General features: G+C 65.3%; 22 protein-coding genes and 1 pseudogene. 13 read left to right on the forward strand and 10 right to left on the reverse strand.

The genetic code is table 11. The annotated features are described in order from the left end of the window. Window positions 1-134 precede the first annotated feature (134 nt). The 4 genes from hmgA to TO66_RS04975 all read left to right on the forward strand — a co-directional run bounded on the left by hmgA (window position 135) and on the right by TO66_RS04975 (window position 4,968). Window positions 135-1,439 carry a homogentisate 1,2-dioxygenase gene (gene hmgA, locus TO66_RS04960; protein ID WP_044461274.1) on the forward strand — a complete coding sequence of 435 codons (1,305 nt, stop codon included), beginning with the start codon at window positions 135-137 and terminating at the stop codon, window positions 1,437-1,439. A 3-nt stretch (window positions 1,440-1,442) separates the two neighbouring features. After that, window positions 1,443-2,747, forward strand: a complete 1,305-nt coding sequence (gene fahA, locus TO66_RS04965; protein WP_044461275.1) for a fumarylacetoacetase — start codon at window positions 1,443-1,445, stop codon at window positions 2,745-2,747. Window positions 2,748-2,759: 12 nt separating this feature from the next. Next, window positions 2,760-3,398: a maleylacetoacetate isomerase gene (gene maiA, locus TO66_RS04970; protein WP_044461276.1), complete on the forward strand. Its 639-nt coding sequence runs from the start codon at window positions 2,760-2,762 to the stop codon at window positions 3,396-3,398. A gap of 190 nt (window positions 3,399-3,588) precedes the next feature. Then, window positions 3,589-4,968 (forward strand): aromatic acid/H+ symport family MFS transporter, encoded by a 1,380-nt coding sequence (locus TO66_RS04975; RefSeq protein ID WP_044461277.1) that lies wholly within the window; start codon window positions 3,589-3,591, stop codon window positions 4,966-4,968. A 100-nt stretch (window positions 4,969-5,068) separates the two neighbouring features. Here the strand turns inward: TO66_RS04975 and TO66_RS04980 are convergent, their stop codons facing one another. Further along, window positions 5,069-5,872 carry a SirB1 family protein gene (locus TO66_RS04980; RefSeq protein ID WP_044461278.1) on the reverse strand — a complete coding sequence of 268 codons (804 nt, stop codon included), beginning with the start codon at window positions 5,870-5,872 and terminating at the stop codon, window positions 5,069-5,071. A 184-nt stretch (window positions 5,873-6,056) separates the two neighbouring features. Here TO66_RS04980 and TO66_RS04985 point away from each other — a divergent pair, with 184 nt between their 5' ends. The 4 genes from TO66_RS04985 to TO66_RS05000 all read left to right on the forward strand — a co-directional run bounded on the left by TO66_RS04985 (window position 6,057) and on the right by TO66_RS05000 (window position 10,366). Then, a complete protein-coding gene (locus TO66_RS04985; protein ID WP_044461279.1) occupies window positions 6,057-7,076 on the forward strand; it encodes a Glu/Leu/Phe/Val dehydrogenase dimerization domain-containing protein in 1,020 nt (339 codons plus the stop codon). A gap of 96 nt (window positions 7,077-7,172) precedes the next feature. Further along, complete coding sequence (pdhA, locus tag TO66_RS04990) at window positions 7,173-8,267, forward strand: pyruvate dehydrogenase (acetyl-transferring) E1 component subunit alpha (RefSeq protein WP_044461280.1); 1,095 nt, start codon at window positions 7,173-7,175, stop codon at window positions 8,265-8,267. Then, window positions 8,260-9,246, forward strand: a complete 987-nt coding sequence (locus TO66_RS04995; protein WP_044461281.1) for an alpha-ketoacid dehydrogenase subunit beta — start codon at window positions 8,260-8,262, stop codon at window positions 9,244-9,246. The genes pdhA and TO66_RS04995 overlap by 8 nt, the downstream gene beginning before the upstream one ends. A 10-nt stretch (window positions 9,247-9,256) precedes the next feature. Beyond that, window positions 9,257-10,366 (forward strand): dihydrolipoamide acetyltransferase family protein, encoded by a 1,110-nt coding sequence (locus TO66_RS05000; RefSeq protein ID WP_044461282.1) that lies wholly within the window; start codon window positions 9,257-9,259, stop codon window positions 10,364-10,366. A 171-nt stretch (window positions 10,367-10,537) separates the two neighbouring features. Here the strand turns inward: TO66_RS05000 and TO66_RS05005 are convergent. Next, window positions 10,538-10,777, reverse strand: a pseudogene (locus tag TO66_RS05005) (YebG family protein); the annotation flags it as partial. A 369-nt stretch (window positions 10,778-11,146) separates the two neighbouring features. On the opposite strand from TO66_RS05005, the gene TO66_RS05010 reads away from it, so the two are divergent. Beyond that, entirely contained in the window at window positions 11,147-11,647 is a 501-nt protein-coding gene (locus TO66_RS05010; RefSeq protein WP_044461284.1) for a phosphate-starvation-inducible protein PsiE, read from the forward strand. Here the strand turns inward: TO66_RS05010 and TO66_RS05015 are convergent. From TO66_RS05015 to TO66_RS05025, 3 genes are all read right to left on the reverse strand, one after another. Next, window positions 11,644-11,976 carry a DUF3509 domain-containing protein gene (locus TO66_RS05015; RefSeq protein ID WP_044461285.1) on the reverse strand — a complete coding sequence of 111 codons (333 nt, stop codon included), beginning with the start codon at window positions 11,974-11,976 and terminating at the stop codon, window positions 11,644-11,646. The genes TO66_RS05010 and TO66_RS05015 overlap by 4 nt on opposite strands. A 218-nt stretch (window positions 11,977-12,194) precedes the next feature. Next, window positions 12,195-13,496, reverse strand: coding sequence for a serine/threonine transporter (locus tag TO66_RS05020; protein WP_044461286.1), 1,302 nt, complete (start codon window positions 13,494-13,496; stop codon window positions 12,195-12,197). A 67-nt stretch (window positions 13,497-13,563) separates the two neighbouring features. Next, window positions 13,564-14,940: an L-serine ammonia-lyase gene (locus TO66_RS05025; protein WP_044461287.1), complete on the reverse strand. Its 1,377-nt coding sequence runs from the start codon at window positions 14,938-14,940 to the stop codon at window positions 13,564-13,566. A gap of 135 nt (window positions 14,941-15,075) precedes the next feature. Between TO66_RS05025 and TO66_RS05030 the strand changes: the two genes are divergently transcribed. Together TO66_RS05030 and TO66_RS05035 are read left to right on the forward strand one after the other, a co-directional pair. Continuing rightward, window positions 15,076-16,023 carry a LysR substrate-binding domain-containing protein gene (locus TO66_RS05030; RefSeq protein WP_044461288.1) on the forward strand — a complete coding sequence of 316 codons (948 nt, stop codon included), beginning with the start codon at window positions 15,076-15,078 and terminating at the stop codon, window positions 16,021-16,023. Between the two features lie 211 nt (window positions 16,024-16,234). Continuing rightward, window positions 16,235-16,642 carry an HPF/RaiA family ribosome-associated protein gene (locus tag TO66_RS05035; RefSeq protein WP_044461289.1) on the forward strand — a complete coding sequence of 136 codons (408 nt, stop codon included), beginning with the start codon at window positions 16,235-16,237 and terminating at the stop codon, window positions 16,640-16,642. 138 nt (window positions 16,643-16,780) lie between these two features. Here the strand turns inward: TO66_RS05035 and TO66_RS05040 are convergent, their stop codons facing one another. The 4 genes from TO66_RS05040 to TO66_RS05055 form a co-directional block, all read right to left on the reverse strand. Beyond that, on the reverse strand, window positions 16,781-18,121 hold the full coding sequence (locus TO66_RS05040) for a hypothetical protein (protein WP_044461290.1): 1,341 nt from the start codon (window positions 18,119-18,121) through the stop codon (window positions 16,781-16,783). Between the two features lie 352 nt (window positions 18,122-18,473). Next, window positions 18,474-20,834: a TonB-dependent Fe(3+) dicitrate receptor FecA gene (gene fecA / locus TO66_RS05045; RefSeq protein WP_044461291.1), complete on the reverse strand. Its 2,361-nt coding sequence runs from the start codon at window positions 20,832-20,834 to the stop codon at window positions 18,474-18,476. Window positions 20,835-21,031: 197 nt separating this feature from the next. Then, a complete protein-coding gene (locus TO66_RS05050; RefSeq protein ID WP_044461292.1) occupies window positions 21,032-21,997 on the reverse strand; it encodes a FecR domain-containing protein in 966 nt (321 codons plus the stop codon). An 8-nt stretch (window positions 21,998-22,005) separates the two neighbouring features. Continuing rightward, the gene (locus TO66_RS05055; protein ID WP_044461293.1) at window positions 22,006-22,494 is read right to left on the reverse strand and encodes a sigma-70 family RNA polymerase sigma factor; all 489 of its coding nucleotides are present in this window, start codon (window positions 22,492-22,494) and stop codon (window positions 22,006-22,008) included. Window positions 22,495-22,737: 243 nt separating this feature from the next. Here TO66_RS05055 and dacB point away from each other — a divergent pair, with 243 nt between their 5' ends. Further along, entirely contained in the window at window positions 22,738-24,186 is a 1,449-nt protein-coding gene (dacB, locus tag TO66_RS05060) for a D-alanyl-D-alanine carboxypeptidase/D-alanyl-D-alanine-endopeptidase (RefSeq protein ID WP_044461294.1), read from the forward strand. Window positions 24,187-24,262: 76 nt separating this feature from the next. On the opposite strand, the gene TO66_RS05065 is transcribed toward dacB, so the two are convergent. After that, window positions 24,263-25,138, reverse strand: coding sequence for a helix-turn-helix domain-containing protein (locus TO66_RS05065; RefSeq protein ID WP_044461295.1), 876 nt, complete (start codon window positions 25,136-25,138; stop codon window positions 24,263-24,265). Window positions 25,139-25,309: 171 nt separating this feature from the next. Between TO66_RS05065 and TO66_RS05070 the strand changes: the two genes are divergently transcribed. Then, the gene (locus TO66_RS05070) at window positions 25,310-26,209 is read left to right on the forward strand and encodes a DMT family transporter (protein ID WP_044461296.1); all 900 of its coding nucleotides are present in this window, start codon (window positions 25,310-25,312) and stop codon (window positions 26,207-26,209) included. The last annotated feature ends 38 nt before the right edge of the window (window positions 26,210-26,247 follow it).

Raw genomic sequence — 26,247 nt, forward strand, 5'->3', positions numbered from 1 at the left:
CTTTATAGCTTGACGGTCAATACCAATCAAATTACGTTATCCGTAATTCAATTACGATAAAAATAACGCAAGCGTGCCCAGAGCTCTTCCCATGGAGTCGCAGGCCGTTGCCAACTCCATCCCCGGGAGGCTCCATGAACCTCGATTCCACGGCGTCCGGACTGGCCTACCAGTCGGGTTTCGGCAACCAGTTTTCCTCCGAGGCCCTGCCCGGCGCCTTGCCCATCGGCCAGAACTCTCCGCAAAAAGCCCCCTACGGCCTGTACACCGAACTCTTCTCCGGCACGGCCTTCACCATGGTCCGCAGCGAAGCGCGGCGCACCTGGATGTACCGCATCCAGCCCTCGGCCAACCATCCGGCCTTCGTCAAGCTGGGGCGGCAACTGGCCGGCGGGCCGCTGGGCGAGATCACCCCCAACCGGCTGCGCTGGAACCCGCTGGAAATCCCCGCCGAGCCGACCGACTTCATCGACGGCCTGGTGAACATGGTCGCCAACTCGGCGGCGCAGAAACCCGCCGGGATCAGCATCTATACCTACCGCGCCAACCGTTCCATGGAGCGGGTGTTCTTCAATGCCGACGGCGAGCTGCTGCTGGTGCCCGAGCAGGGCCGCCTGCGCATCGCCACCGAGCTTGGGGTCATGGAGGTCGAGCCGCTGGAAATCGCCGTGCTGCCCCGTGGCCTGAAATTCCGCGTGGAACTGCTGGACGCCCAGGCCCGCGGCTACATCGCCGAGAACCATGGCGCGCCGCTGCGCCTGCCCGACCTGGGGCCGATCGGCAGCAACGGCCTGGCCAACCCGCGGGACTTCCTGACCCCGGTGGCCCATTACGAAGACCTCAAGCAGCCGACTACCCTGGTACAGAAATTCCTCGGCGAACTGTGGGGCTGCGAGCTGGATCATTCGCCGCTGAACGTCGTGGCCTGGCATGGCAACAACGTGCCGTACAAATACGACCTGCGCCGCTTCAACACCATCGGCACCGTCAGCTTCGATCACCCGGACCCGTCGATCTTCACCGTGCTGACTTCGCCCACCAGCGTGCACGGGCTGGCCAACCTCGACTTCGTGATCTTCCCGCCGCGCTGGATGGTGGCCGAGAACACCTTCCGTCCGCCGTGGTTCCACCGCAACCTGATGAACGAATACATGGGCCTGATCCAGGGCGCCTACGACGCCAAGGCCGAAGGCTTCGTGCCCGGCGGCGCGTCGCTGCACAGCTGCATGAGCGCCCACGGCCCGGATGGCGAGAGCTGCACCAAGGCGATCAACGCCGAGCTGCAGCCGTCGAAGATCGACAACACCATGGCCTTCATGTTCGAGACCAGCCAGGTGCTGCGCCCGAGCCAGTTCGCCCTGGAATGCCCGCAATTGCAGAACGACTATGACGCTTGCTGGGCCTCGCTGCCCGCCACCTTCAACCCGAATCGGAAATAACCCATGAATCAGCCAACCATTACCCGCAGCTGGGTGGCCTCCGCCAACGAACACCCCGACTTCCCGCTGCAGAACCTGCCGCTGGGTGTGTTCAGCGTCGCAGGTGGGGCGCCGCGCAGTGGCGTGGCCATCGGCGAGCACATCCTCGACCTGGAAGCGGCGCTCGACGCCGGGCTGTTCGAGGGCCCGGCCAAGGCGGCGGTGCAAGCCACCCGCGGCGGCCAGTTGAATGCCTTCTTCAGCCTGGGACGTGCGGCCCGGGTCGCCCTGCGCGAGCGCCTGCTGGAACTGCTCGGCGAAGGCAGCAGCCAACGTGGCCAGATCGAAGCCCTGGGGGCGAAACTGTTGCCCCTGGCCGCCGATTGCCAGATGCACCTGCCGGCGAAAATCACCGACTACACCGACTTCTATGTCGGCATCGAGCACGCGCAGAACGTCGGCAAGCTGTTCCGTCCGGACAACCCGCTGCTGCCGAACTACAAGTACGTGCCGATCGGCTACCACGGCCGCGCCTCGACTATCCGCCCATCCGGTGCCGACGTGCGCCGGCCCAAGGGCCAGACCCTGCCCGCCGGGCAGAGCGAGCCGACCTTCGGCCCCTGTGCCCGGCTGGACTACGAGCTGGAACTGGGGATCTGGATCGGCCAGGGCAACGAGCTGGGCGAGCCGATCGCCATTGGCGATGCCGCCGAGCACATCGCCGGTTTCTGCCTGCTCAACGACTGGTCGGCCCGCGATATCCAGGCCTGGGAATACCAGCCGCTGGGGCCGTTCCTGTCGAAGAGCTTCATCACCAGCGTCTCGCCCTGGGTGGTGACCGCCGAGGCCCTGGAGCCGTTCCGCCGCGCCCAGGCACCGCGTCCCGAGGGCGACCCGCAACCGCTGCCTTACCTGCTGGACAACCGCGACCAGGCCGCTGGCGGCCTGGACATCGAGCTGGAAGTGCTGCTGCTCACCGCGGCGATGCGCGAGCAAGGCCTGCCGGCCCAGCGCCTGACCCTGAGCAACACCCAGTACATGTACTGGACCGTGGCGCAGATGGTCGCCCACCACAGCGTCAACGGCTGCCAGTTGCAGGCCGGCGACCTGTTCGGCTCGGGCACCTTGTCGGGGCCGCAGAGCCATCAGTTCGGCAGCCTGCTGGAAATCACCGAAGGCGGTAAGAAACCGATCGAACTGGCATCCGGCGAAGTGCGCAAGTTCCTCGAGGACGGTGACGAGATCATCCTGCGCGGCCGCTGCCGCCGCGAGGGTTTCGCCTCCATCGGTTTCGGCGAATGCCGCGGCACCGTCCTGCCTGCCCGCTAAGAGGTGCCTGTCATGGAGCTCTATACCTACTACCGCTCGACCGCCTCCTACCGGGTGCGTATCGCGCTGGCGCTCAAGGGGCTGGATTACCAGGCGCTGCCGGTCAACCTGCTGGTCCCCGCCGGCGGCGCCAACCGCCAGCCGCAATACCTGGAGATCAACCCGCAGGGCCGGGTGCCGGCCCTGCGTACCGACGACGGCGAGCTGCTGATCCAGTCGCTCGCGATCATCGAGTACCTCGAGGAGCGTTATCCACAGGTGCCGCTGCTCTCCAGGGAACTGGCGGCCCGCGCCCACGAGCGCGCGGTGGCGATGCTGGTGTGCTGCGATATCCATCCGCTGCACAACTCCAGCACGCAGAATCTGCTGCGCCAGTGGGGCTACGACGAGGCCCGGTTGCTGGAGTGGATCGGCCACTGGATCGGCAACGGCCTGGCGGCGATCGAACAGCTGATCGGCGAGCAGGGCTATTGCTTCGGTGAACAGCCGGGGCTGGCCGACACCTGCCTGATTCCCCAGCTGTACGCCGCCGAGCGCTTCAAGGTGCCGCTGGACGCCTACCCACGGATTCGCCGGGTCGCGGCCCTGGCGGCGGAACACCCGGCGTTCCAGAAAGCCCATCCGGCCAACCAGCCCGATACACCTGCGTAGGAGCGAACGGGCGGCGATCCGACTTGCCCGCGATAAGGGCACCGCGGTGTACCTGTGACACCGCGTCATCGTTCATCGCGGGCAATACGGATCGCCGCCCGCTCGCTCCTACAACACCGATCATTGCCGCCCAGAGCAATGACGGTCTGCCGGCACCCCATAACGATAAAAAACCAACAGGTACCTTGCGATGCATAATCAGATTGCCAGTTTCCGGGCGGCGCTCGACGCCCGTCCGGTGTCGCGTTATCAGTGGTTGCTGCTCCTGCTCCTGGCCCTGTTGCTGGTCACCGACGGCTACGACGCCCAGGTGCTGGGGTATGTGGTGCCGGCCCTGGCCCAGGACTGGGGGCTGGAGAAAGCCGCGTTCGGTCCGGTGTTCAGCGCCAACCTCCTGGGCCTGACCCTGGGCTCGCTGGCCGTGACCCCGTTGGCGGACCGTTTCGGCGTGCGGCGCATTCTCCTGGCTTGTGTGCTGATCTATGCCAGCCTCACGGTGCTGATGGTGTTCGCCAATTCGTTGAACAGCCTGATGGCCGCGCGTTTTATCTGCGGCATCGGCATGGGCGGGGCGATGCCCAGCGCCATGGCGCTGATGTCGGAATACTCGCCGCCACGCCTGCGCACCCTGATGGTGACCCTGGCCGCCTGCGGTTTTTCCTTTGGTGGTGCGGCCGGTGGGTTCGTCGCCGCGGGCTTCATCGACCGCTTCGGCTGGCAGGCGGTGTTCCTCGCCGGCGGCGTCACGCCGTTGCTGCTGTTCCCGTTCCTGGCCTGGTTCCTTCCCGAATCGCTGCCGCGCCTGCTGCGCGACCAGCCGCCTTATGCACGCCTGCGCAAAGTCACCGCGCGCATGTTGCCGGACTGGCAGCCACCGGCCGCCTCGGCCGCGCAGAACCAAGCCGAGCAGGGCAGCACGCTCACGGTGATCGAGCTGTTCCGCCACGGTTATGCGCGGCCGACGCTGCTGATCTGGTCGACCTTTTTCGTCAGCCTGATCCTGCTGTATTTCATGATCAGCTGGTTGCCTTCATTGCTGCTGGAGAGCGGCCTGGGGTTGAACGAGGCGAACCTGGTGACCTCGATGTTCCTGTTCGCCGGCACCCTCGGCGCGATCTGCATGGCCTGGTTCGCCGACCGCCTGAAACGCAAGGTCCGGTTGCTCTCGGCGGTGCTGGCCGGGGCGGCGCTATGCACCGTGCTGCTGGGCCTGAACCACGACAATCCGCGCTATCTGGTGGCCTTCGTGTTCGCCGCCGGCTTCTGCATCATCGGCGGCCAATTGACCCTGAATGCGTTCGCCAGCAACTTCTACCCGGCCCAGGTGCGCGCCACCGGCACCGGCTGGGCCCTGGGCGTCGGTCGTTTCGGCTCGATCCTCGGGCCGCTGTTCGGCAGCCTGCTGCTGGCGATGCACATCCCGGTGCAGCAGATCTTTTTCTTCTGTGCGATTCCGGCGGTGGTGGCGGCATTGCTGATCATCCAGGTGCGCTCGCCCGAAGCGGGTTCGATCGCGACACCTGAACAGCAGGATGCGCTGGCGGCGAAGTTCGCTCGCGAGCAGCGCTGAGGTTCTGTAGGAGCGAAGCTTGCTCGCGATGGCGTCGGGGCTGGCCCACCGTGTCGTCTTCATCGCCGGCAAGCCTGGCTCCTACGGGCGTGGAAGCGGTTCAGTGGACGATGCTGTTGGGCGGCAGGTGGCCCAGGCGTTCGGTCAGGCGCAGGCGCTGGATCGGGTCTTCGCTGAGCAACAGGGCGTGCTCCAGGTCGAAGCGTTCGGCGTTGGGGCAGTCCAGGCGCTGGTAGAGGCTGGCGCGGGCCAGGTAGTCGGCGGCGCTGCCGTCGCCCAGTTCCAGTACGCGTTCGGCGTCGATCAGCGCATTGAGGTGGTCGTCGTGGCTCAGGTGCAGCTGGCGCAGGTTGCGCGACAGGCGCTGGAGCATCTGCCGTGGGGTGGCGATGGCCAGGTGTTCGGCGCTGAGCTTGAGGTTCGGCCCGTACTGGCGCTCCAGCAGTTCGCGGCAATCGTGGGGGTACAGGCGCCGGCCGCCGCAGGGGTCGAGCAGATGGTCGGCGCCGGGGACGCGCAATAGAAAGTGCCCGGGGAAATTGACCCCGACCATGGGGATCTCCAGGCGCCGCGCCAGTTCCAGGGCGACCAGCCCCAGCGCCAGCGGCTGCCCGCGCCGGCTGTCCAGCACCTTGTCCAGCAGCGCGGCCTGGGGGCGCAAGGGCAGGAAGTCGTCCTGCTGGAAGCCCAGGTCGTTCATGCGCCGCAGCAGCGGCTGGCCCAGTTCGCTGGCCGGCAGCGGCGGCAGGCCGGCGTTGATCTGCCGTTGCAGCTCCTTGAAGTCCTGCAGCAACTGCTCCGGCGAGACCTGGGCATTGTGTTCGGCCGCAATCCACAGCGCCGCCTCGAAAAGCGCGGGCGGGGACTGTTGCAGGCAGGCGAAGAAAGCTTGACGCGGGTTCATCTGAATCTCCGGCGGATGCCTCGTTTTAGCGCCGTCGCAAGCGTTCGTCCAGTGCCGTACACAGGCGGTAGCAGGTTATTTCCCAAAGCCAGAATAGCCCGGGGGCTTATTCCCGCGCGCTCCAGCAATTTTCGGGCGCAAGCCTATACTGGCGTCTACAAGAAGTGATTCGGGAGCCCGGTTCATGTTCGCTCTCATGCAAAGCACTCGCCTTGAATCGCTGCACCTGAGCGTTGATCCGGTCACCGGGTTGAAGGCGGTGATTGCCATTCATAACAGCCGCCTGGGGCCCGCCCTCGGGGGCTGTCGCTACCTTGCCTACCCCGACGACGAAAGTGCCGTGGTCGACGCCGTGCACCTGGCCCAAGGCATGAGCTACAAGGCCGCCCTGGCCGGCTTGCCCCAGGGCGGCGGCAAGGCCGTGATCATCCGCGCGCCGCATGTCGAAAGCCGCGCTGCGCTGTTCGAGGCCTTCGGGCGCTGTATCGAGCAACTCGATGGGCGCTTCATCACTGCGATCGACAGTGGCACCTCGGTCGCCGACATGGATTGCATCGCCCAACAGACCCGGCACGTCACCAGCACCAGTGCGGCCGGCGATCCTTCGCCGCATGCCGCCATGGGGGTGTTCACCGGTATCCGCGCCACCGCCATGGCGCGCTTGGGCAGCGACAACCTCGAGGGGCTGCGGGTGGCGGTCCAGGGCCTGGGCAATGTCGGCTACGCCCTTGCCGAGCAACTGCATGCGGCGGGCGCCGAGCTGCTGGTCAGCGATATCGACCCCGGCAAGGTGCAACTGGCCATGGAGCAACTGGGCGCCCACCCGGTCGCCAACGAAGCCTTGCTCAGCACCCCGTGCGACATCCTCGCGCCCTGCGGGCTGGGCGGCGTGCTCAACAGCCACAGCGTGGCGCAACTGCGCTGTGCGGCGGTGGCCGGTTCGGCCAACAACCAGCTGACCAACCTGCAGGTCGCCGACCAGCTGGAGAACCGCGGCATCCTCTACGCGCCGGACTATGTGATCAACGCCGGCGGGCTGATCTACGTCTCGCTCAGGCACCGTGGCGCGGAACTGCCGACCATCACCGCCCATCTGTCGAAAATCAGCCAGCGCCTCACCGAAGTCTTCGCGCACGCCCAGGCGGAAAAACGTTCGCCGGCGCGGGTGGCCGACGACTTGGCGGAGCGCGTGCTGTACCGCTAGGCGAAGGCCTTACCCGGCCGTCTCGCCCTGTAGCCCCGCGTCACAAGCGCGGGGCGCAACGACCGCACGCTGACCCGGCGTGCCAGGAGCCCTGTGATGCCGCACAAGGTTGCGCTTCCCTATACCCGTCATTTATCTGCGGACGGCCAGTTGCTCGGCGACCTGCCGGCCTGGGCCGACGACTTCAACCTGTTGACCCGCCTCTACCGACAGATGGTGCTGACCCGCCTGTTCGATCAGAAAGCCGTGGCCCTGCAACGCACCGGACGCATCGGCACCTACGCGCCGACCCTCGGCCAGGAAGCCATTGGCGTGGCCATCGGCAGCCTGATGCGACCCGAAGACGTGCTGGTGCCGTATTACCGCGACACCGCCGTGCAACTGATGCGCGGGGTGCGCATGGAGGAAATCCTGCTGTACTGGGGCGGCGACGAGCGCGGCAGCGATTTCGCCGACCCGGCGGTGGCCGAGGACTTTCCGATCTGCGTGCCGATCGCTACCCAGGCCCTGCATGCCTGCGGCGTCGCCAGTGCGTTCAAGATTCGTGGCGAACACCGGGTGGCGGTGACCACTTGTGGCGACGGCGCCACCAGCAAGGGGGATTTTCTCGAAGCCCTCAACGTGGCGGGCGCCTGGCAGTTGCCGGTGGTTTTCGTGGTCAACAACAACCAGTGGGCGATCTCGGTGCCACGGCGCATCCAGTGCGGCGCGCCGACCCTGGCGCAGAAAGCCGTCGGCGCCGGTTTCCATGGCGAGCAGGTGGATGGCAACGACATGCTCGCGGTATACGACCGGATGCGGGCCGCCCTGGAGCGGGCCCGGCAGGGCAAGGGCCCGGTGTTGCTGGAATGCCTGAGCTATCGCCTGGGCGACCACACCACGGCCGACGATGCCACCCGCTACCGCGCCGCCGACGAGGTCAGGCAGGCCTGGCTGGAAGAGCCGGTCAAGCGCTTGCAACGCTTCATGGCCGGGCAGGGCGTGTGGGACGAGAACCGCGAGCAGGCGCTGATCGCCGAATGCCAGGCGTTGGTGCAGCGCGCTGTGGATAACTTCGAGGCCGCGGGCACCCAGGCGCCGGAATCGGTGCTGGAGCATGTCTACGCCCAATGGCCGGCGGCCCTGGCCGAGCAGCGCGAGTGGCTCCTCGAACGGCTGGCGCGGCGCGAGGGAGGGGCAGGCCATGAGTAACGGCACCTGCAGTCTGCTGGAAGCGGTGAACCTGGCCTTGCACCGGGCCATGGCCGAGGACGAGAACGTGATCGTCCTCGGTGAGGACGTCGGGGTGAACGGCGGGGTGTTCCGCGCGACCCAGGGGCTGCGTGACAGTTTCGGTTTCAAGCGGGTGATCGACTCGCCGCTGGCGGAAACCATGCTCGGCGGGCTGGTGGTGGGCATGGCCGCCCAGGGCCTGAAACCGGTGCTGGAAATCCAGTTCATGGGCTTCATCTACGCCAGCATGGAGCACCTGGTGTCCCATGCCAGCCGCATGCGCAATCGCACTCGGGGGCGCATCACCTGCCCGATGGTGCTGCGCACGCCCATGGGCGCGGGCATTCGCGCGCCGGAGCATCACAGCGAGAGCACCGAGGCGCTGTTCGCTCATATCCCGGGCTTGCGGGTGCTGGTGCCGTCTTCGCCGGCGCGGGCCTACGGCCTGCTGCTGGCGGCCATCGACGATCCCGACCCGGTGCTGTTCCTCGAGCCGACCCGGCTCTACCGCATGAACCCGCAACCGCTGGTGGACGACGGCAGGCGCTTGCCGCTGGACAGCTGCTTCACCCTGCGCGAAGGCAGCGACATCACCCTGGTCAGCTGGGGCGCGAGCATCGTCGAGACCTTGCAGGCCGCCGCCGTGCTGGCCGAGCAGGGGGTGTCGGCGGAAGTGATCGACGTCGCCTGCATCAAGCCGCTGGACCTCGACACCCTGGAGGCCTCGGTGCGCAAGACCGGGCGTTGTGTGATCGTGCACGAGGCACCGCGCACCTGCGGCGTCGGCGCGGAAATCGCCGCCAGCCTGTATGAGCGGGTCCTGCTGGAGTTGCAGGCGCCGATCCTGCGGGTCACCGCGCCCGACATCCCGCCGCCGCTGTATCGCCTGGAGTCGCTGTACATCCCCGGCGTCGAGGACATTCTTCACGCCTGCGACAGCGCCCTGAACTTCGCCTGAGGAGGCCGCGATGAAATATTTCAAACTGCCCGACCTGGGCGAGGGCCTGCAGGAAGCGGAAATCGTCGAATGGCACGTCAGGGCTGGCGACGAGGTCAAGGCCGACCAGTTGCTGGTGTCGGTGGAAACCGCCAAGGCCCTGGTGGATATTCCGGCGCCTTATGCCGGTGTGGTGGCGAAAACCTTCGGTGCTGCGGGCGACATCCTGCATGTCGGCGAGTCTTTGCTCGGCTACGAAGGCGAGGCGGATGCCGGCACCGTGGTCGGGCGCCTCGAAGGTGGCGGGGCCAGCCAGGAGGACCGCTTCTTTATCGGTGCCGCGCCTTCGACCCGCGAGCACCTGGCGGTCCGCGCCACGCCCGCGGTGCGGCAACTGGCCCGGCAACTGGGGGTGGATGTGAATGCCTTGAGCGGTTCGACCCAGGACGGGTTGATCACCCGTGGCGATGTGGAACGCGCCGCGCAGCAGGAGCGCGAGCGCTTTGGCGGCGACCGCCTGCGCGGGGTGCGCCGCAGCATGGCGCTGAACATGGCGCGCTCCCATGCCGAAGTGGTGCCGGTAACGATTTTCGGCGATGCCGACCTGCACCGCTGGGGCCGGGCCCGCGACCCGCTGATCCGCCTGGCCAAGGCGCTGGCGGCGGCCTGCGCGGTGGAGCCGGTGCTCAACAGCGCGTTCGACGGCAAGACCCTGTCGCTCAAGCAGCACCGGCAGCTCGACCTCGGCATCGCCGTGGACACCCCCGATGGCCTGTTCGTGCCGGTGCTGCGCAATGTCGGCCAGCGTGACACCGAGGACCTCAAGGCCGGGGTGACGCGGCTGCGTGCGGACGTCCAGGCGCGCTCCATTCCACCCGGGGAAATGATGGGCGCCACCCTCACCCTGTCCAATTTCGGCACCCTGTTCGGGCGTTATGCCAACCCGGTGGTGGTGCCGCCGCAAGTGGCGATCCTCGCCGCCGGGGCGATCCGCGACGAGCCGGTGGCGGTGAACGGCGCAGTGGCCGTGCATCCGCTGCTGCCGCTATCGCTGACGTTCGACCACCGGGTGGTGACCGGCGGCGAGGCGGCGCGATTCTTCAAGGCATTGGTGGAGGCGCTGGAGCGACCGGAGGCCTAGTTTTCCACAGGCATGAAAAAGGCCCCGGGCGCACAACCCGGGGCCTTTTCATTTTTGACCGGCTTACTGCTTGGCGGCCTTGCTCGCCTTGGCAGGCTTGGCCGCAGCCTCGGCGGCCGCGGGCTCGGGCTGTGCCGCCGGAGCCGCTGGCGCCTCGACCGGGGCGCTGAGCAGTTCGGACAGGGCGTCCGGCTGGCTCTTGAAGGCCTTGGCGAACACGTCGCGGTTCTTCGCCATGTAGATCCCGGCTTCTTCCACCTGCTGCTCGGTCAGGGACGGCACGGCGTTTTGCAACACTTGCGCCAGCACTTCAGCCAGTTCGAGCATCTTGTCATGACGGTCAGCTTCGGCTTTATCCATGAACAAACGCTCCAGATCTCGGCTGCTGCGGTATACCACTTCGACGGCCATTCACCACCTCACATGCCTTCACGATAATGGGTTTTTGCTACTACTGTATTTATATACAGCGCGAAGGATAAGCGAATCCCTTCGCCTTGAATAGTGGCTTTTCAATGTAGCTGGGTTTCGATCTTTGTCGCCGCTTCGGCGGCGATCCCGATCGCGGGCAAATCGGATCGCCGCCCGCTCGCTCCTACAGAGAATGCGATCTGTAGGAGCGAGGCTTGCCCGCGATGAGGCCCTTGAGAGCCCCCCGGAAGTGTCCAGCCGCCCCCGATTGCCATCTCACTCCCCGACGCTGGCCTTTTTTCTGCATGCAGAACAACCGTCACGTCCTACCCGCATCATCCGGTCGAACCGACCTAAGGAAAAACCATCGTGAAAATCAATTGGGCCGAAAAACTGCGGCAGAACGTCCATCAGCTGGCCGAGTCCCTGGGCAACCTGTTCGTCGAGTCGTTCCACTACCTGGCGCTGTTCGCCATTGGCGCGGTGACGGCCTGGGCGGCGGTGATGGAGTTCCTCGGGATGCTCGAAGTCGGTCATATCAAGATCGATGACATTCTCCTGCTGTTCATCTACCTCGAGCTGGGCGCCATGGTCGGCATCTACTTCAAGACCAACCACATGCCGGTGCGCTTCCTGATCTACGTGGCGATCACCGCGCTGACCCGCCTGCTGATCTCCAACGTGTCGCACCACAACCCGCCGGACATGGGCATCATCTACCTGTGTGGCGGCATCCTGCTGCTGGCCTTCTCCATCCTGGTGGTGCGCTACGCCTCGTCGCAGTTTCCGTCGGTGAAGATCGAGTACCCGCAACGCAAGGTGGGTGCCGGCTCCGGCGAGCACCCGGAAGTCGAGAAGGGCGAGCTCTAGATCGCCACGCTCAGCGGCGGTGGCCGATTGCCGCGCCGGCCCTCGACGGACGACAGCGGCAGCTTGAAGCTGTCGCTGTTGGTCATGGCTTCGAGGATGGCCATGGCGCTGTGGCCCTGTTCGATGGCGATGCCGAACTGAATGCTCTGCACCAGGCGTTTGAGCCGCTGCGGATCGTTGCGCTGTTCGGCGCTGATCATGCGTTTGGCGACCACCCTGCCGGCCTTGGACAGGGTCAGCATGATGCTGCCGTCCAGGCCCTGGATGCTCAGGTTGACCCGGTATTCCGGGGTGAAGGCATCGGTAATCAGCTGAAAGGGATTGTCCATGTGCGTCACCGCTTGATTGGATCGTGCTGACATTGACCGGCGTGGATCGGGATTGGTTCGCATTTCCTGACCACTGGCAGGTCGCTCGTCGAGGTTTGATAACGTCCGTATTCCTCGGTCCCTGCGAAGCAAGGGGCATGCCGGGAAATGCGCCGGCCAGCAAAACCGGGGGCGAAAAAAAACGGACCAGACGGTCCGTTTTTCTTTGGCTGCCCGTTTCAGGGCATGACCGAATAAATGATCGCCGACAGTGCAATCAGGCCCACCAACACCACGAACACGTTCGACAGCTGGCCCGAATACTGGCGCAGAGATGGCACGCGCCGGATCGCGTACATCGGCATCAGGAACAGCAGGCACGCGATGACCGGCCCGCCCAGGGTCTCGATCATGCCGAGGATGCTCGGGTTGAAGGTGGCCACGGCCCAGCAGGCGAGGACCATGAACAGCGCGGTGCAACGTTCCAGCCAGCGCGCCGACATGGCCCGGCCGCGGCCGCGCAGGCTTTTCACGATCAGCCCCTGGAAGCCCTCGCTGGCGCCGATGTAGTGACCGAGGAAAGACTTGGTGATGGCCACCAGGGCGATCAGCGGCGCCGCGTAGGCGATCACCGGCGTCTGGAAGTGGTTGGCCAGGTACGACAGGATCGAGATGTTCTGCGCCTTGGCCGCGGCCAGGTCGGCGGGCGACAGGGCCAGCACGCAGCTGAAGCAGAAGAACATCACCGTCAGCACCATCATGCTGTGGGCCACGGCGAGGATGCCGCTGCTCTTGCGTTCGGCCTGGGCGCCGTACTGGCGTTTCTGGTCGACGGCGAACGCCGAGATGATCGGCGAATGGTTGAACGAGAACACCATCACCGGGATCGCCAGCCACAGGGTCTTGAGGAACAGCGGCATGGACATGCCGTCATTGGCCGAGGCGAAGAAGGCGCCGTTCCAGTTCGGGATCAGGCTCACGGCCAGCAGCAACAGGGCGGCGACGAAGGGATAGACCAGCATGCTCATGGCCCGGACGATGGTGCCCTGGCCGCAGCGCACGATGGCCATCAGGCCGAGGATCAGCACCAGCGACAGCACCGCGCGCGGTGGCGGGGTCATGTGCAGCTGGTGCTCCATGAAGCTGCCCAGGGTGTTGGTCAGCGCCACGCTGTACACCAGCAGGATCGGGAAGATGGCGAAGAAGTAGAGCAGGGTGATCAGCTTGCCGGCGCCGACGCCGAAGTGCTCTTCCACCACCTCGGTGATGTCGCCGGAACGTCCGGACAGCACGAAGCGGGTCAGCCCGCGGTGGGCGAAGAAGGTCATCGGGAAGGCCAGCAGCGCCAGCACGATCAGCGGCCAGAAGCCGCCGACCCCGGCATTGATCGGCAGGAACAGGGTGCCGGCGCCGATGGCGGTGCCATACAGGCCGAGCATCCAGGTGGTGTCGTGTTTGCTCCAGCCTTTGCCAGCGGTTGCGGTGTCGCGGGCAGTCTCTACAGCAGGGGTTTCGGCAGCGGGTGTTCGTGCATCGGTCATCGGTATTGCCTCGTTATTATTTTTGCTCGGGCTCACGTGGGGCGGGCGGTCAGTCAGTAGGTGCTCCTCAGCACTCCACCCAGCTCACGGCCAGGCCGCCCCGTGAAGTTTCTTTGTATTTGTCGTGCATGTCGGCGCCGGTATCGCGCATGGTGCGGATCACCCGGTCCAGGGAAATGAAGTGTTTGCCGTCGCCGCGCAGGGCCATCTGGGTGGCGTTGATCGCTTTCACCGCGGCGATCGCGTTGCGCTCGATGCAGGGCACCTGCACCAGGCCGCCGACCGGGTCGCAGGTCAGGCCGAGGTTATGTTCCAGGCCGATTTCGGCGGCGTTTTCCAGCTGTTCCGGGGTCGCCCCCAGCACCTCGGCCAGGCCCGCGGCGGCCATTGCGCAGGCCGAGCCGACCTCGCCCTGGCAGCCGACTTCGGCGCCGGAGATCGAGGCGTTTTTCTTGCACAGGATGCCTACCGCGGCGGCACCGAGGAAAAAGTCGATGACGTCGTCGTCCGACGCCTCGGGATTGAACTTCATGTAGTAATGCAGCACCGCCGGAATGATCCCCGCCGCGCCGTTGGTCGGGGCGGTGACCATGCGCCCGCCGGCGGCGTTTTCCTCGTTCACCGCCAGGGCGTAGAGGTTGACCCACTCCATGGCCGACAGGGTCGAGCTGATGACGTTCGGCTTGCCGATCTCCAGCAGGTTGCGGTGCAGTTTCGCCGCGCGGCGCGGTACATCCAGGCCGCCGGGCAAGGTGCCTTCGTGGCGCAGGCCGTGCTCGACGCATTCGCGCATCACCGCCCAGATATGCAGCAGGCCGCTGCGGATCTCGGCGTCGCTGCGCCAGGCCCGTTCGTTGGCCATCATCAGTTCGGAAACGCGCAACTGGTGCCGTTGGCACAGGGCCAGGAGTTCCGCGGCGCTGTTGAAGTCATAGGGCAATTCGACGCCGGCCGCCGCCGGGGCGCCTTCGCTGACTTCGGCGGCCTCGACGATAAAACCGCCGCCCACCGAGTAATAGGTCTGCTGCCACAGCACGCCGTCCGCGCCGAAGGCCGACAGCGTCATGGCGTTGGGGTGGTAGGGCAGGCTTTCGTCGAGCAGCAGCAGGTCGCGCCGCCAGTCGAAGGCGATGGTCGAGCGCCCGCCGAGGTTCAGCTCGCCGCTCTCGCGCAGTTGCTGGATGCGCGGGCCGATGCTGGTCGGGTCGATGCTGTCGGGCCATTCGCCCATCAGGCCCATGACGCAGGCGCGGTCGGTGGCATGGCCGACGCCGGTGGCGGACAGCGAGCCATACAGGCGGATTTCCACCCGCTGCACCTGCGCCTGCACACCCTGCTCGAACAGCCCCTGGACGAAGGTCGCGGCGGCACGCATCGGGCCGACGGTGTGGGAGCTGGAGGGGCCGATACCGACTTTGAAGAGATCGAAAACACTGATAGCCATGCTAAAGCCTTACAAGCAATGGAAGAAAAATCGCTGCCATTTTTTGTAGGCCGAGCGTTAGGTCGGCGATACTGCCTAGCTCGGTCAACACTGACCAACGAATTTTCCTAAGAAAGCCTTTAGCAGGACTAAACGATGAGCCGTCAGTTTCATGCCCAGACCTACGTCTGGCTGCATGTGTTTTCCTGTGCCGCGCGGCACTTGTCGTTCACCCGTTGCGCGGAAGAGCTGCACATCACCCCGGGGGCGGTCAGCCAGCAGATCCGCCTGCTGGAAGAACGGCTCGGCTTTCGCCTGTTTCACCGCCGCGCCCGGGGTGTGGAACTGAGCGCCGAGGGGCAGCGGCTGGCAATCACGGTGAACGAGGCCTATGGCAGCATCGACGCCGAATTGCGGCGGCTCGATGCGGGGATGATCAGCGGCACCTTGCGCCTGCGTTCGATCCCGTCGTTTCTCGGCAAGTGGCTGACCCCGCGCCTGCCCCGGCTACAACAGCGCTTTCCGGACATTCAACTGCGGCTGGTGGCCGAGGACAGCAGCGTGGCCCTGCATGAAGGCGATTTCGACCTGGCCATCGACCTCAACGACGGCAGCTATCCGGGCTTGTTGTCCACTGCCCTGCTGGACGAGCAGATCTTTCCGGTCTGCGCCCCCAGCCTGTTGCGCGGACGGCCGCCGCTGCACGGGCCGGCGGATCTGGTGCACTTTCCCTTGCTGCACGACATCACGGCCTGGCGCGGCAGTTATGAATATGCCGAGTGGGAGTTCTACCTCAATGCCATAGGTTTCCAGGGCGCGGACGTGCGGCGCGGGCACACCTTCAACCGCAACCACCTGACCATCGAGGCGGCGATCGCCGGCATGGGCGTGGCGATTGCCCGGCGGACCCTGCTCAACGACGAACTGGAGCGCGGCACCCTGATCGTGCCGTTCGGCCTAGCGGTGCCCAATCACAAACGTTATGTCCTGTTGTACGCGCCGGGCGCGCTGAGCCATCCGGGCGTGCGTGCGGTGCATGACTGGCTGGTGGAAGAAGCGGGGATCTTTCGCGGTCTGCACCCGCTGGGGGAGGGCCAGGCGTGAGTGGAAAAGACGGGGTCGAGGGGCGACCCAATTCCCGACCTTAACAGTGCTTTTGCGCTTTGTCCGGCTTTATTTGCGAATAAATATTTATCTTTTTCAGGGCTTGAATTGTTCTTCGCGGTGCCTAATTGTGTAATCAAGAGGTCACGAAATGCAGGTTCCAGCGCATGGGTCTGACCTCTTACGAGCAAGCTGAAATAAGGGAAGAACTATGCAAATCCAAGTCCATAGCGATAACCATATTCAAAGCAGCCTTCGGATGGAGGAGTGGGTGCGCAGCACCATTGAAAGCACGCTCGAACGCTACGAGGAGGACCTGACCCGCGTGGTGGTCCACCTGCGGGACGAGAACGGCGACAAGCCCGGTCCCCACGACCTGCGCTGCCAGCTGGAGGCGCGGCCAAAAGGCCATCAACCAGTCTCCGTGACCCACAAGGCCGATACCCTGGAGCAGGCCATCGACGGCGCCGCGGTCAAACTGGAAAGCGCCCTGGAGCACATGTTCGGCAAATTGCGTGGCAAACGCGCAACCGTGGTGCCGATCCGCGATGGAGCCAAGGCCGACGCCTTGCTCGAAGAAGAATTCCTGGAGAACCAACAGGCCGCGCTCAATAGCTGACGGCGAAGCACTCCTTCAACAATCCGCGCCTGTATAACCGAGGACAGGCCGCCAAAGGCAGACCTCCCTATTGTGGAGGAGCGATCAAAAGGCCATCGCCACGCGATGGCCTTTTTTATGGGTTCCCCGGCGGTGGAGTCAGATCGCCTCCTGTAAATGCCGTACTTCGATGATCAATGTTTCTGCGGCTTTCTGATTCAGGATATGGCCGACCAGTATCTTGTTCTGGATGTCCAGATTGGCATCCCATTCGTCCAGCAGGATGAGCGGGGCCTTTTGTTCCAATACATGCAGCAGCTGTTTGACCTGGCTTTCTCCCGTGGAAAGCGGACCTTCTGCTTCATGAAAACCCGTGTGATTGGGCAGTAGGATCGACTCGGTGAACTCCGACTTGAGCAACTTCAGCAAGGATGACTTTCCAGCACCGTTCTTGCCTGATATCAGAAGTCTTCCTGTCAGGCGGCTAGCACTACGAATATCGTCGAACAACTGATCGATGGCGATGACCTGACCGTCCTGGGTATTGCGAATCGACAACTGCGCGCGTGCCACTTGTTGATCGAGGTTCAACGATTCCAGGGTACTGGTGAAGTCCAACAGATTGCTAATGCGTTGGCGAAAGTACAGGTACTTGCTGTTGTACAGACTCATCGAGTGCACGTTGCCGAATACCTGCAGGGAGCGCGGTAAAGTCGCGACGATCATTCCCCACGGGACAGCCTGGTTCAGAGGCAGCCCTTGCAGATAGACCAGGATCAGCGCGACGGCCATGCAGATGGGCAGGCACGCGGCCAGTTGCTCGAGCCTGACGTAATACAGGGAGGTTGCAAGGAAGTCTGCGATCAGGGACCTGGACGACGTTTCGCGCTGCTCGATCATCGATGAGTTGGCATTCAGGTAGTAATCCCAGAGCGAACTGGCGCGTTTGACGACCTCAAGTCTCTTCTGTTGGATCTGCGTGGCGCAAAGGTTGATTCTGCTTTTCATCGCCTTCATCAGGAAATATGAAAGCAGGATCGACGTGGCCATGACGACAGCAATATCAATCCCGAGCACCCAGTAAAATACATAGATCGTGGCGATGATATTGCTGTACACGGAGGTCATGCCGAAATACAGGTTGACGGTGCCATCCAAGGTCGTCGGCACTTCGCTGCCCAGCCAGCCCTGGACATTCTTGCGGTTCGCTTCGGATGAAAGAGCCTGGTTATGGCGAAGGTGTTCGTACACGGAAAATATGTATTTTTCCCACAGGTCAACTTTAAGCCTGGCTGAAATGAACTCTACGGCGGAACTGATCACATACCCCAGCAGGGCAAACGAGAAGAACAGGATGATGCGCGTCTTCAACAGCGGATAGTCTTGCAATGAAAGCGCTGCGCCCGCCATGGCGATGTAATAGGTGGAGATGGCCAAGGCTAGTTGTTGCGCGATGATCAGCACGATGCCGGAGATGAAATACCTATTGGAGGTGAACATGTGCTGCTCCTGCAAGAGCGACCGTAATAGCACCGACGACGATAAAGAGCAGCGCCACTCGGAAAACCCAAGTTGAGGTGTGTCCGTGAGATCGACGTACCTGGAAAGGATGGGCATCACGGGACGGATGACTGCCTACGATTCATCGACATTGCTATGTGCAACCCGCGACGGATTTTTATAGGGGCGATGGGTTAAAGGTTGGCGGCGGGTGACAGGCAGGCGTTGGGCAGGGGAGACGCTTACTGATATTTCGGGCGAAACGCAGTGAGAGGGTGGCGCGGTTCTATCGGCCTGGATGTCAGGGCGGGCCGCTGGCTCCCGCGGGAGCCAGCGTGTTGAGGGTCTTGCCTCAGAACGCCACGGACGTCTGCACGTACAGGGTCCGGGGTTCGCCCACGTACTTGCCCTTGTTGTTGTCGTCGAACGAGCGGGTGAAGTACTGGTGGTTGAAGAGGTTCTTCACCCCGACCGCGACGTTCAGGTCCGCCAGTTGCGGACCGAAGTCGTAGGCGGCGCGGCTGCTGAACAGCATGTAGCCGGGGATCCGCCCGGTGCTGCCGTCGGCGCTTTCGGCGGAGGTGTTGGCGTTGTCGGCGAACTGGCTGCTCTGGTAGCTGCTGTCGAAATTCAGCTTCCACGGGCCTTCGGTATAGCCGATGCCGAGGGTGCCTTTGTGTTTGGACGAGAACGGCACGCGGTTGCCCTTGTTCGGCCCGTCTTCGCGAATGGTTGCGTCGACGTAGGCATAGGTGGCGTAGACATCGAAACCGGCCAGCGCCGGGCTCAGGCCGTCCAGGGCATAGTTGACGCTGGTCTCGATGCCCTGGTGGCGGGTCTCGCCGCGGGCGATCACCGAGTCGTTGGTCTGGTTGCTGTCGTACTGATTGTCGAAGTTGATCAGGAACGCACCGATCTCTGCGCGCAGGGCGCCGTCGTCATAGCGGGTGCCCACTTCCCAGGTGCGGGCTTTCTCCGGTTTCACTTCGCCGCTGCTCACGCGGTTGGGCATCTGGCTGTACTGCACGCTGCCGAAGGAACCTTCGGTGTTGGCGTAGAGGTTCCAGCTGTCGGTCAGGTGGTACATCAGGTTCAGCGCCGGCAGGGCGGTGTTGTAGTCGCCCTTGTACTTGACGTTGGTCAGGTTGTTGCTCTGCTGGGACTCGATCATCTCGTAGCGGATGCCCGGGGTGATGGTCCATTTGCCGATATCGATGCGGTCGTCGACGAAGAACGCATTGGCCTCGGTGCCGCCGCGGGTATCGCGGTCATTGCGGCTGCCGGTATTCGGCAGTTGCTGGTTGGCGGTGATCGGCGTGCGGTAGCGCAGCTCGTGGCCGGCCTCGTTGATGTAGCGGTAGCCGATGCCCACCTCGTGGCTGCTCGGCCCGAGGTCGAAACCCTGGGCCAGGCGGGTCTCGATGCCACGCACCCAGTACTCGCGCGGCGACAGCGAAAGGAAGCTGCCCTGGTCCAGGTAGCCGCTGCGCAGGGTCTTGGTGAAGAAGCTGTTGACGGTGAATTCGCGGCGGTCCTGCTGATAGCGATAGCCGACGTTGAACAGGGTCCGGCGGCCCCAGAACTTGTCGTACGGACGGGTCGACTGGTACGGGTCGGCCTTGTAGTCGGCGACGTTCAGGCCGCCGGGCATGTCGGCCTCGCCCTCGTAGTACTGGGCCATGGCGTTGAAGCTGTTGGCGTCGTCGAGCTGGTAGTGGCCCTTGAGGATCAGGTCGTCGATTTGCGTGTCGCTGTGTTCGCGCCAGTCGCCGCCGCGGGTGCCGGAGTACAGCAGGGCGCCGCCCAGGCCGTTGTCGGCGGTGCCGCCGGCCAGCAGGTTGCCGGTGGTCTTGAAGCCGTCGTGGCTGGAGGACGGGCTGGTTTCGGTCTGGAAGCCACCCTTGAGCGTCGGGGCGTCGGGGATGGCGCGGGTCACGAAGTTGACGATGCCGCCGACGTTCTGCGGGCCGTAGCGCACGGCTCCGCCGCCGCGCACCACATCCACGGCGTCCATGTTGCCCATGCTGACCGGAGCGAAAGACAGCTGCGGCTGGCCATAGGGAGCGAAGGGCACCGGGATGCCGTCCATCAGCACCGTGGAGCGTGAGGCCAGGCGTGGGTTGAGCCCGCGAATGCCGAAGTTCAGCGCCATGTCGTGGCTGCCGGTGCCGTTGTTTTCCGGGGCGTTGACCCCGGGGATGCGGTTGAGCACGTCGCGGGCCTGGGTCGCGCCCTGGCGCTCGAATTCTTCGCGGCGGATCACATCGCGTGCGCCCGGGTGCTCGAAGACGTTGGCCTGCGCAGCGTCGCCCAGCCAGTCGCCGACCACACTGGAGGTGCCGAGCTCCAGGGTGGCGGGGGCGTTCTCGGGGGCGGCCGGTTGCAGGCTGAAGGCATTGCCGCCTTCGGCGCGGGCTTGCAGGCCGGTGCCCTTGAGCAAGGCATTCAAGCCTTCTTCGGCGCTGTAGTTGCCTTCCAGCCCCTGGCTCTGCATGCCATGGGTGACCTGGGAGCCGAAGGAAATCAGCACCCCGGCTTCACGACCGAACTGGTTCAGCGCGTTTTCCAGGGCAGAGGGCGCGATGTGGTAGCTGCGCGCCGGGGCGTCGGCGGCCATGGCCGGCGGCAGGGCGGCCAGGCCCAGGCTGGCACCCAGGAACAATGGGCGCAGGGCGCGGGCAAGGGGCGTGAGGCGGGTGGGGTGCTGGGGCATGGGCGTCGATCCTGAGAAGGGGGCGGTCAAGGGGGGCTTTCCTTCTCTGTCACGCGAGGGCGGCAAAACAGCTCACACAAAACGAAAAATAAAACCGTAGGAGCGAAGCTTGCTCGCGATGAGGCCCGGTCAGTCGAGAAAGATGGCGACTGCTAGATCGCTATCGCGAGCAAGCTTCGCTCCTGCAGGTCGCGGGTTCAGGCGCGGGCCTGGACGGTGACCCAATAACGGGTGAAGCGCCGCACTTTCACCGGCAGGCTGATTTCCAGCAGGTCGAGGATCCGCTCGCTGTCGTCCAGTGGATAACTGCCGGAAATCAGCAGGTCGGCTACCCGCGGGTCACAGTTGAGCTGGCCGCGACGATAGCGGCCCAGTTCGTCGAGGAAATCCGCCAGGCGCATATGGGCAGCCACCAGCATGCCTTCGCTCCAGGCGCCGCTGCCGGCATCCAGCGGGCGTGGGGGGGCCCAGGCGTTACTGGTGAAATCCACTTGCCGCACCTTTTCCACCTGCAGTGGCAGCCCGACATAGTCCCAGGGGGTCAGGCTGACACTGCCCTCGAACACAGCCAGTTGGCTGCGCTGCTTGAACTGGCGCAGGTTCAGCCGTGCGCCCTGGGCCCGCAGCACGCCTTCGGCGGTGTGGACCCACAGCGCCTGCTGGCGATTGGCGCCGGTCAGCAGGATCTCCCCGGCCAGCAGGCGGATCAGCCGCTGCTGGCCGTCGAAACGCACATCCACCGCGCTGTCGGTATTGAGCTGCAACTGGCTGCCGTCCTCCAGTTGCAGGGTGCGCCGCTGGCCCACCGGGCTGCGGTAGTCGGCCATCAGCGGCGGCAGGGGATTGTGTTCGCGCAGGCCCCAGGCCGCGGCGGAACCGGCGCCGAGGATCAGCAGCAGCTTCAGCGCCTGGCGCCGGCCGGAGGACTTCGGCGCATTGAGCGCGGCGTGGGCCAGCGGCGAAGACAGGCCGCGCAGGCGCTGGTTGACCCGCTGGATATGCTCCCAGGCCCGTTGATGTTCGCTGTGGGCGTCGTGCCATTGTTGCCAGGCCCGTTGCTGGCGCGGGCTGAGCGGGCCGGCCTGCATTTCGAGCAGCCAGTGCACCGCCTGGTCGGCCACCTGGGCGCCGATTTCCGGCGGACCGGGGAGGTTGGGCTGCATAGCGGGGCTCACCGGGCGAAATAGCAGCGCAGGGCTGCCTTGTGCAGGTGGCGCTTGACCGTGGCCAGGGAGATGCCCAGTTCGCGGGCGATCTCGGCCTGCTTCAAACCGTCGACCTGGGCCAGCAGGAACGCGCGCTTCACCTGGGGCGGCAGACCGTCGAGCAGTTGGTCGAGCTCCAGCAGGGTCTGCAGGATGATTGCCTTTTCCTCTTCGGACGGCGCCAGCATTTCCGGCATCTGCGCCAGCGTTTCGAGGTAGGCCCGCTCCAGGTCCTGGCGCCGGTAGTGGTTGCACAGCAGCCGCTTGGCGATGGTGGTGAGGAACGCTCGGGGCTCGACGATCGGCGACGTTTGCCGTGCGCCGAGCACGCGGATGAAGGTGTCCTGGGCCAGGTCGGCGGCGCTGTCGGGGCAGCCGAGCCGACGCCGCAGCCAGGCGTTCAGCCAACCGTGATGGTCGTGGTAGAGGACTTCGACGGTAGAGGAGTGGGCCAAGCCGAACGCTCCGGCAACGTGCAGCGGTTTAAGAGAACAAGAATTGTTCGCATTGTAGTGGCGAGACGAGGGATTCGGCAATCGGCTCGAATCGACGCAAGATTGCGACCCGACGTCTGGCCCGAAGCGCCGGCGTCGATTGTTCGTTGACACGGCCCCCCGGCCAATCGTTATCTAGGCGCCCCGCCGCGGCAGCAAGAGGCTGGCCGGCGGGTTCGAGGTCATCAAGGAAAAGTGTTTTTCATGGGTTCAGCACATCGTTTCTACACCCGCGGGCTGGGATTGTTCCTGGCCCTGTCGCTGGCGGCTTGCGCCAGTCATCCCGGTGCCCGCTACGCCGCCGAGCTGGAGCAGGTCCTGGCCGACCCGGCGCTCCAGGGCGCCACGGTGTCGCTGACGGTGCGCGATGTCGAGAGCGGCGCGGCCTTGTATCAGCATAACCCCGACAGCCGGCTGATCCCGGCGTCCAGCCTGAAACTGTTGACCACCGCCGCCGCGCTGGACGTCCTCGGCCCCGACTATCGGTTCGCCACCGAGGTGCTGGGCGATGGCGTGCAAGAGGGCGAACGCCTGCACGGCAACCTTTATCTGCGTGGCTCCGGCGATCCGAGCATGCAGGCCGCGGATTACCGCGAACTGGCGGCGGCGCTGGCGCGCAGTGGCATCCGCCAGGTCAGCGGCGACCTGGTGCTCGACGACACCGCCTTCGACGACCAGCGGCTGGGCGTCGACTGGGCCAGCGACGATGAAAGCCTGTATTACGCCGCGCAGATCTCCGCCCTCAATATCGCCCCCAACGCTGACTTCGATGCCGGCAGCGTGCTGGTGTCGGTCAGCGCGCCGGCGCTGCCGGGAGCGCCGCTGGCGGTCAGCGTCAGCCCGGCGAACCGGCTGATGAGCCTGCGCAATCTGGGCCGCGTCGGGACGCAGGACAGCCTGCAGGTCGGTCGCGAGCACGGCAGCAACCTGCTGCTGGTCAGCGGTGCCTTGCCGCCCGGGCAGTCGCGGCGCAACTGGGTCAGCGTGTGGGAGCCGACGCGCCTGGTGGCGGACGTGTTCCAGCAAGCGCTGGCCGAGCAGGGCGTGACGCTGCAGGGCCAGGTGCGGATCGGCCAGCCCACGGCGCCGGCGGCGCGGGTCCTGGCCAGCCATGCATCGATGCCGTTGGCGGGCTTGATCACGCCGCTGCTCAAGCTGTCGAACAACAACATGTCCGAAGTGCTGCTCAAGGCCATGGGGCGCCAGACCGCCAAGGCCGGCACCGCGGCGGCCGGGGTGGCGGCCATCGACGGCTTCCTGCGGCGTCAGGGCCTGGACCCGCAAGGCTGGGTGCAGGTGGACGGCTCGGGGTTGTCGCGGCGCAACCAGATTTCCAGCCAGAGCCTCAGCGACCTGTTGCTGGTGGCGCGCAAGCAGCCCTGGTTCGCCACCTGGTACGCGGCGCTGCCGGTGGCCGGCGATGCCGCGCGCATGACCGGCGGCACCCTGCGTTATCGCCTGCTGGGCACCGCGGCGGTGGACAACCTGCATGCCAAGACCGGGTCGATGCAGGGCGTGTCGTCGCTGTCGGGCTACCTGAACGCGGCCGACGGCCGGCGGCTGGTGCTGGTGATGCTGTCGAACAACTACCGGGTCGAGGGCGCGCGGATCAAGGCCCTGGAGGATCGGGTGGCGCAGGCCTTGATGCAGTAGGGCTGGGGATCGGGGTTGCCTGATAGACCGCTATCGCGAGCAAGCTTCGCTCCTACAGGTGGCGCGACGCGGTGTATCAGCCGAGAAATGCCTGGCGATAGTCCCCGGGCGTGCCGCCCACGGCCTGGCGGAAGCGGTTGGTGAAATGGCTGGCGCTGGAGAAACCGCAGGCCAGGGCGATGTCGCCCAGGGGCAGGCGGCTGTTGCGCAGCAGGTCGCGGGCATGGCCCAGGCGGCGGGCCAGCAGGTATTGGTGGGGCGGCAGGCCGAAACTTTCGCGGAACATCCGCGCGAAGTGGTATTCCGACAGGGCGCAGCGCGCGGCCAGTTGCCCGAGGGTGATCGGCTCGGCCAGCCGGCTGTCGATGTACTCCACCAGTTGCCGGCGCTGATGCGCCGCCAATCCGCCCTTGAGGCGCAGGCCCTGGCGCTGGCCGACCTGGGTCAGCAGGGCATGGCCGAGCATTTCGTGGGCCAGGCTGCTGGTCAGCAGGCGCTCGCCGGGCTCGTCCCAGTTCAGCTGGATCAGCTGGCGAAAGCGCCGGGCCTGCTGCGGGTCGTCGAGGAAGGTGGTTTCCTGCAATTGCAGCGTGCGGGGTTCGCGGTCCAGCAGGGTCACGCAGCCCAGGGCGAACTGTTGTGGGCTGAAATACAGGTGGGCCAGGCGGATCTCGCCATTGATCACCCAGGCCGAGCGGTGCTCGGCGGGTAGCACGCACAGCTTGTCCGGGCCGCCCTTGGTCCCCGGCTGGCCACGGCGAAAGGTACCGGTGCCGCCGGCGATGTAGCACGACAGGGTGTGATGGCTCGGCGCTTCGTAGTCCTGGGCGTCGTGATGATTGCTCCACAAGGCCGCGGCCAGGCCGTCACCGAGCTCGGCACTGTGCTCCAGGCGAGCATTGGGCGAGCGGTTCAGGGCTTGAAAGACTTGCAGGGTTTCCAGTGCGGGCATGGGCTTGCTTCGATCGGGGCGGCACGGAGCGGGCGACGGCGCCCATGTTGCGCATCCTACTCCGTAGCGCTTCGGCTGCCAGCCCGGCAGCCGACAAAAGCGCAAGTTTATGCAAGCGCCCAAGGGCGTCATGGCCTGAGACTGGGTTGCCCTGCACAGGAGTCCCGCGCCATGAACCTCTCGCTTTATCTGCTCACCGTCCTGATCTGGGGCACCACCTGGATCGCCCTCAAGTGGCAACTGGGGGTGGTGGCGATTCCGGTGTCCATCGTCTATCGCTTCGCCCTGGCGGCCCTGGTGCTGTTCGTCATCCTGCTGCTCAGCCGCCGGCTGCAAGCGATGAACCGGCGCGGCCACCTGATCTGCCTGGCCCAGGGGTTGTGCCTGTTCTGTGTCAACTTCCTGTGTTTCCTGCACGCCAGCCAGTGGGTGGCCAGCGGCCTGGTGGCGGTGGTGTTCTCTACGGCGACGCTGTGGAACGCGCTGAATGCGCGGCTGTTCTTCGCCCAGAAAATCGCCCGCAACGTGGTGCTGGGCGGCGCCTTGGGCCTGGTGGGGCTGGGCCTGCTGTTCTGGCCGGAGCTGGTGGGGCATGGCGCCAGCCCGCAAACCCTGCTCGGCCTGGGGCTGGCGCTGCTGGGCACGCTGTGTTTCTCGGCGGGCAACATGCTCTCCAGCCTGCAGCAGAAAGCCGGCCTCAAGCCGCTGACCACCAACGCCTGGGGCATGGCCTATGGCGCGGCGATGCTTGCCGGGTACTGCCTGGTCAAGGGCATCCCGTTCGATATGGAGTGGAACGCGCGGTACATCGGCTCGTTGCTGTACCTGGTGATTCCGGGGTCGGTGATCGGCTTCACCGCCTACCTGACCCTGGTCGGGCGCATGGGGCCGGAGCGCGCGGCGTATTGCACGGTGCTGTTCCCGGTGGTGGCGCTGAACGTCTCGGCGTTCGCCGAAGGCTACCAATGGACCGCGCCGGCTTTGGCCGGGCTGGTGCTGGTGATGCTGGGCAATGTGCTGGTGTTCCGTAAACCCAAGCCGGTGGCGGTGCGCGATCCCCGGCTGGCCTGAGGGGGCGGCGTCGCCGGGGTTACGACGGCTGCGCCGCC

Origin of the sequence: Pseudomonas sp. MRSN 12121, from assembly GCF_000931465.1 — a bacterium.
Lineage (GTDB): Bacteria > Pseudomonadota > Gammaproteobacteria > Pseudomonadales > Pseudomonadaceae > Aquipseudomonas.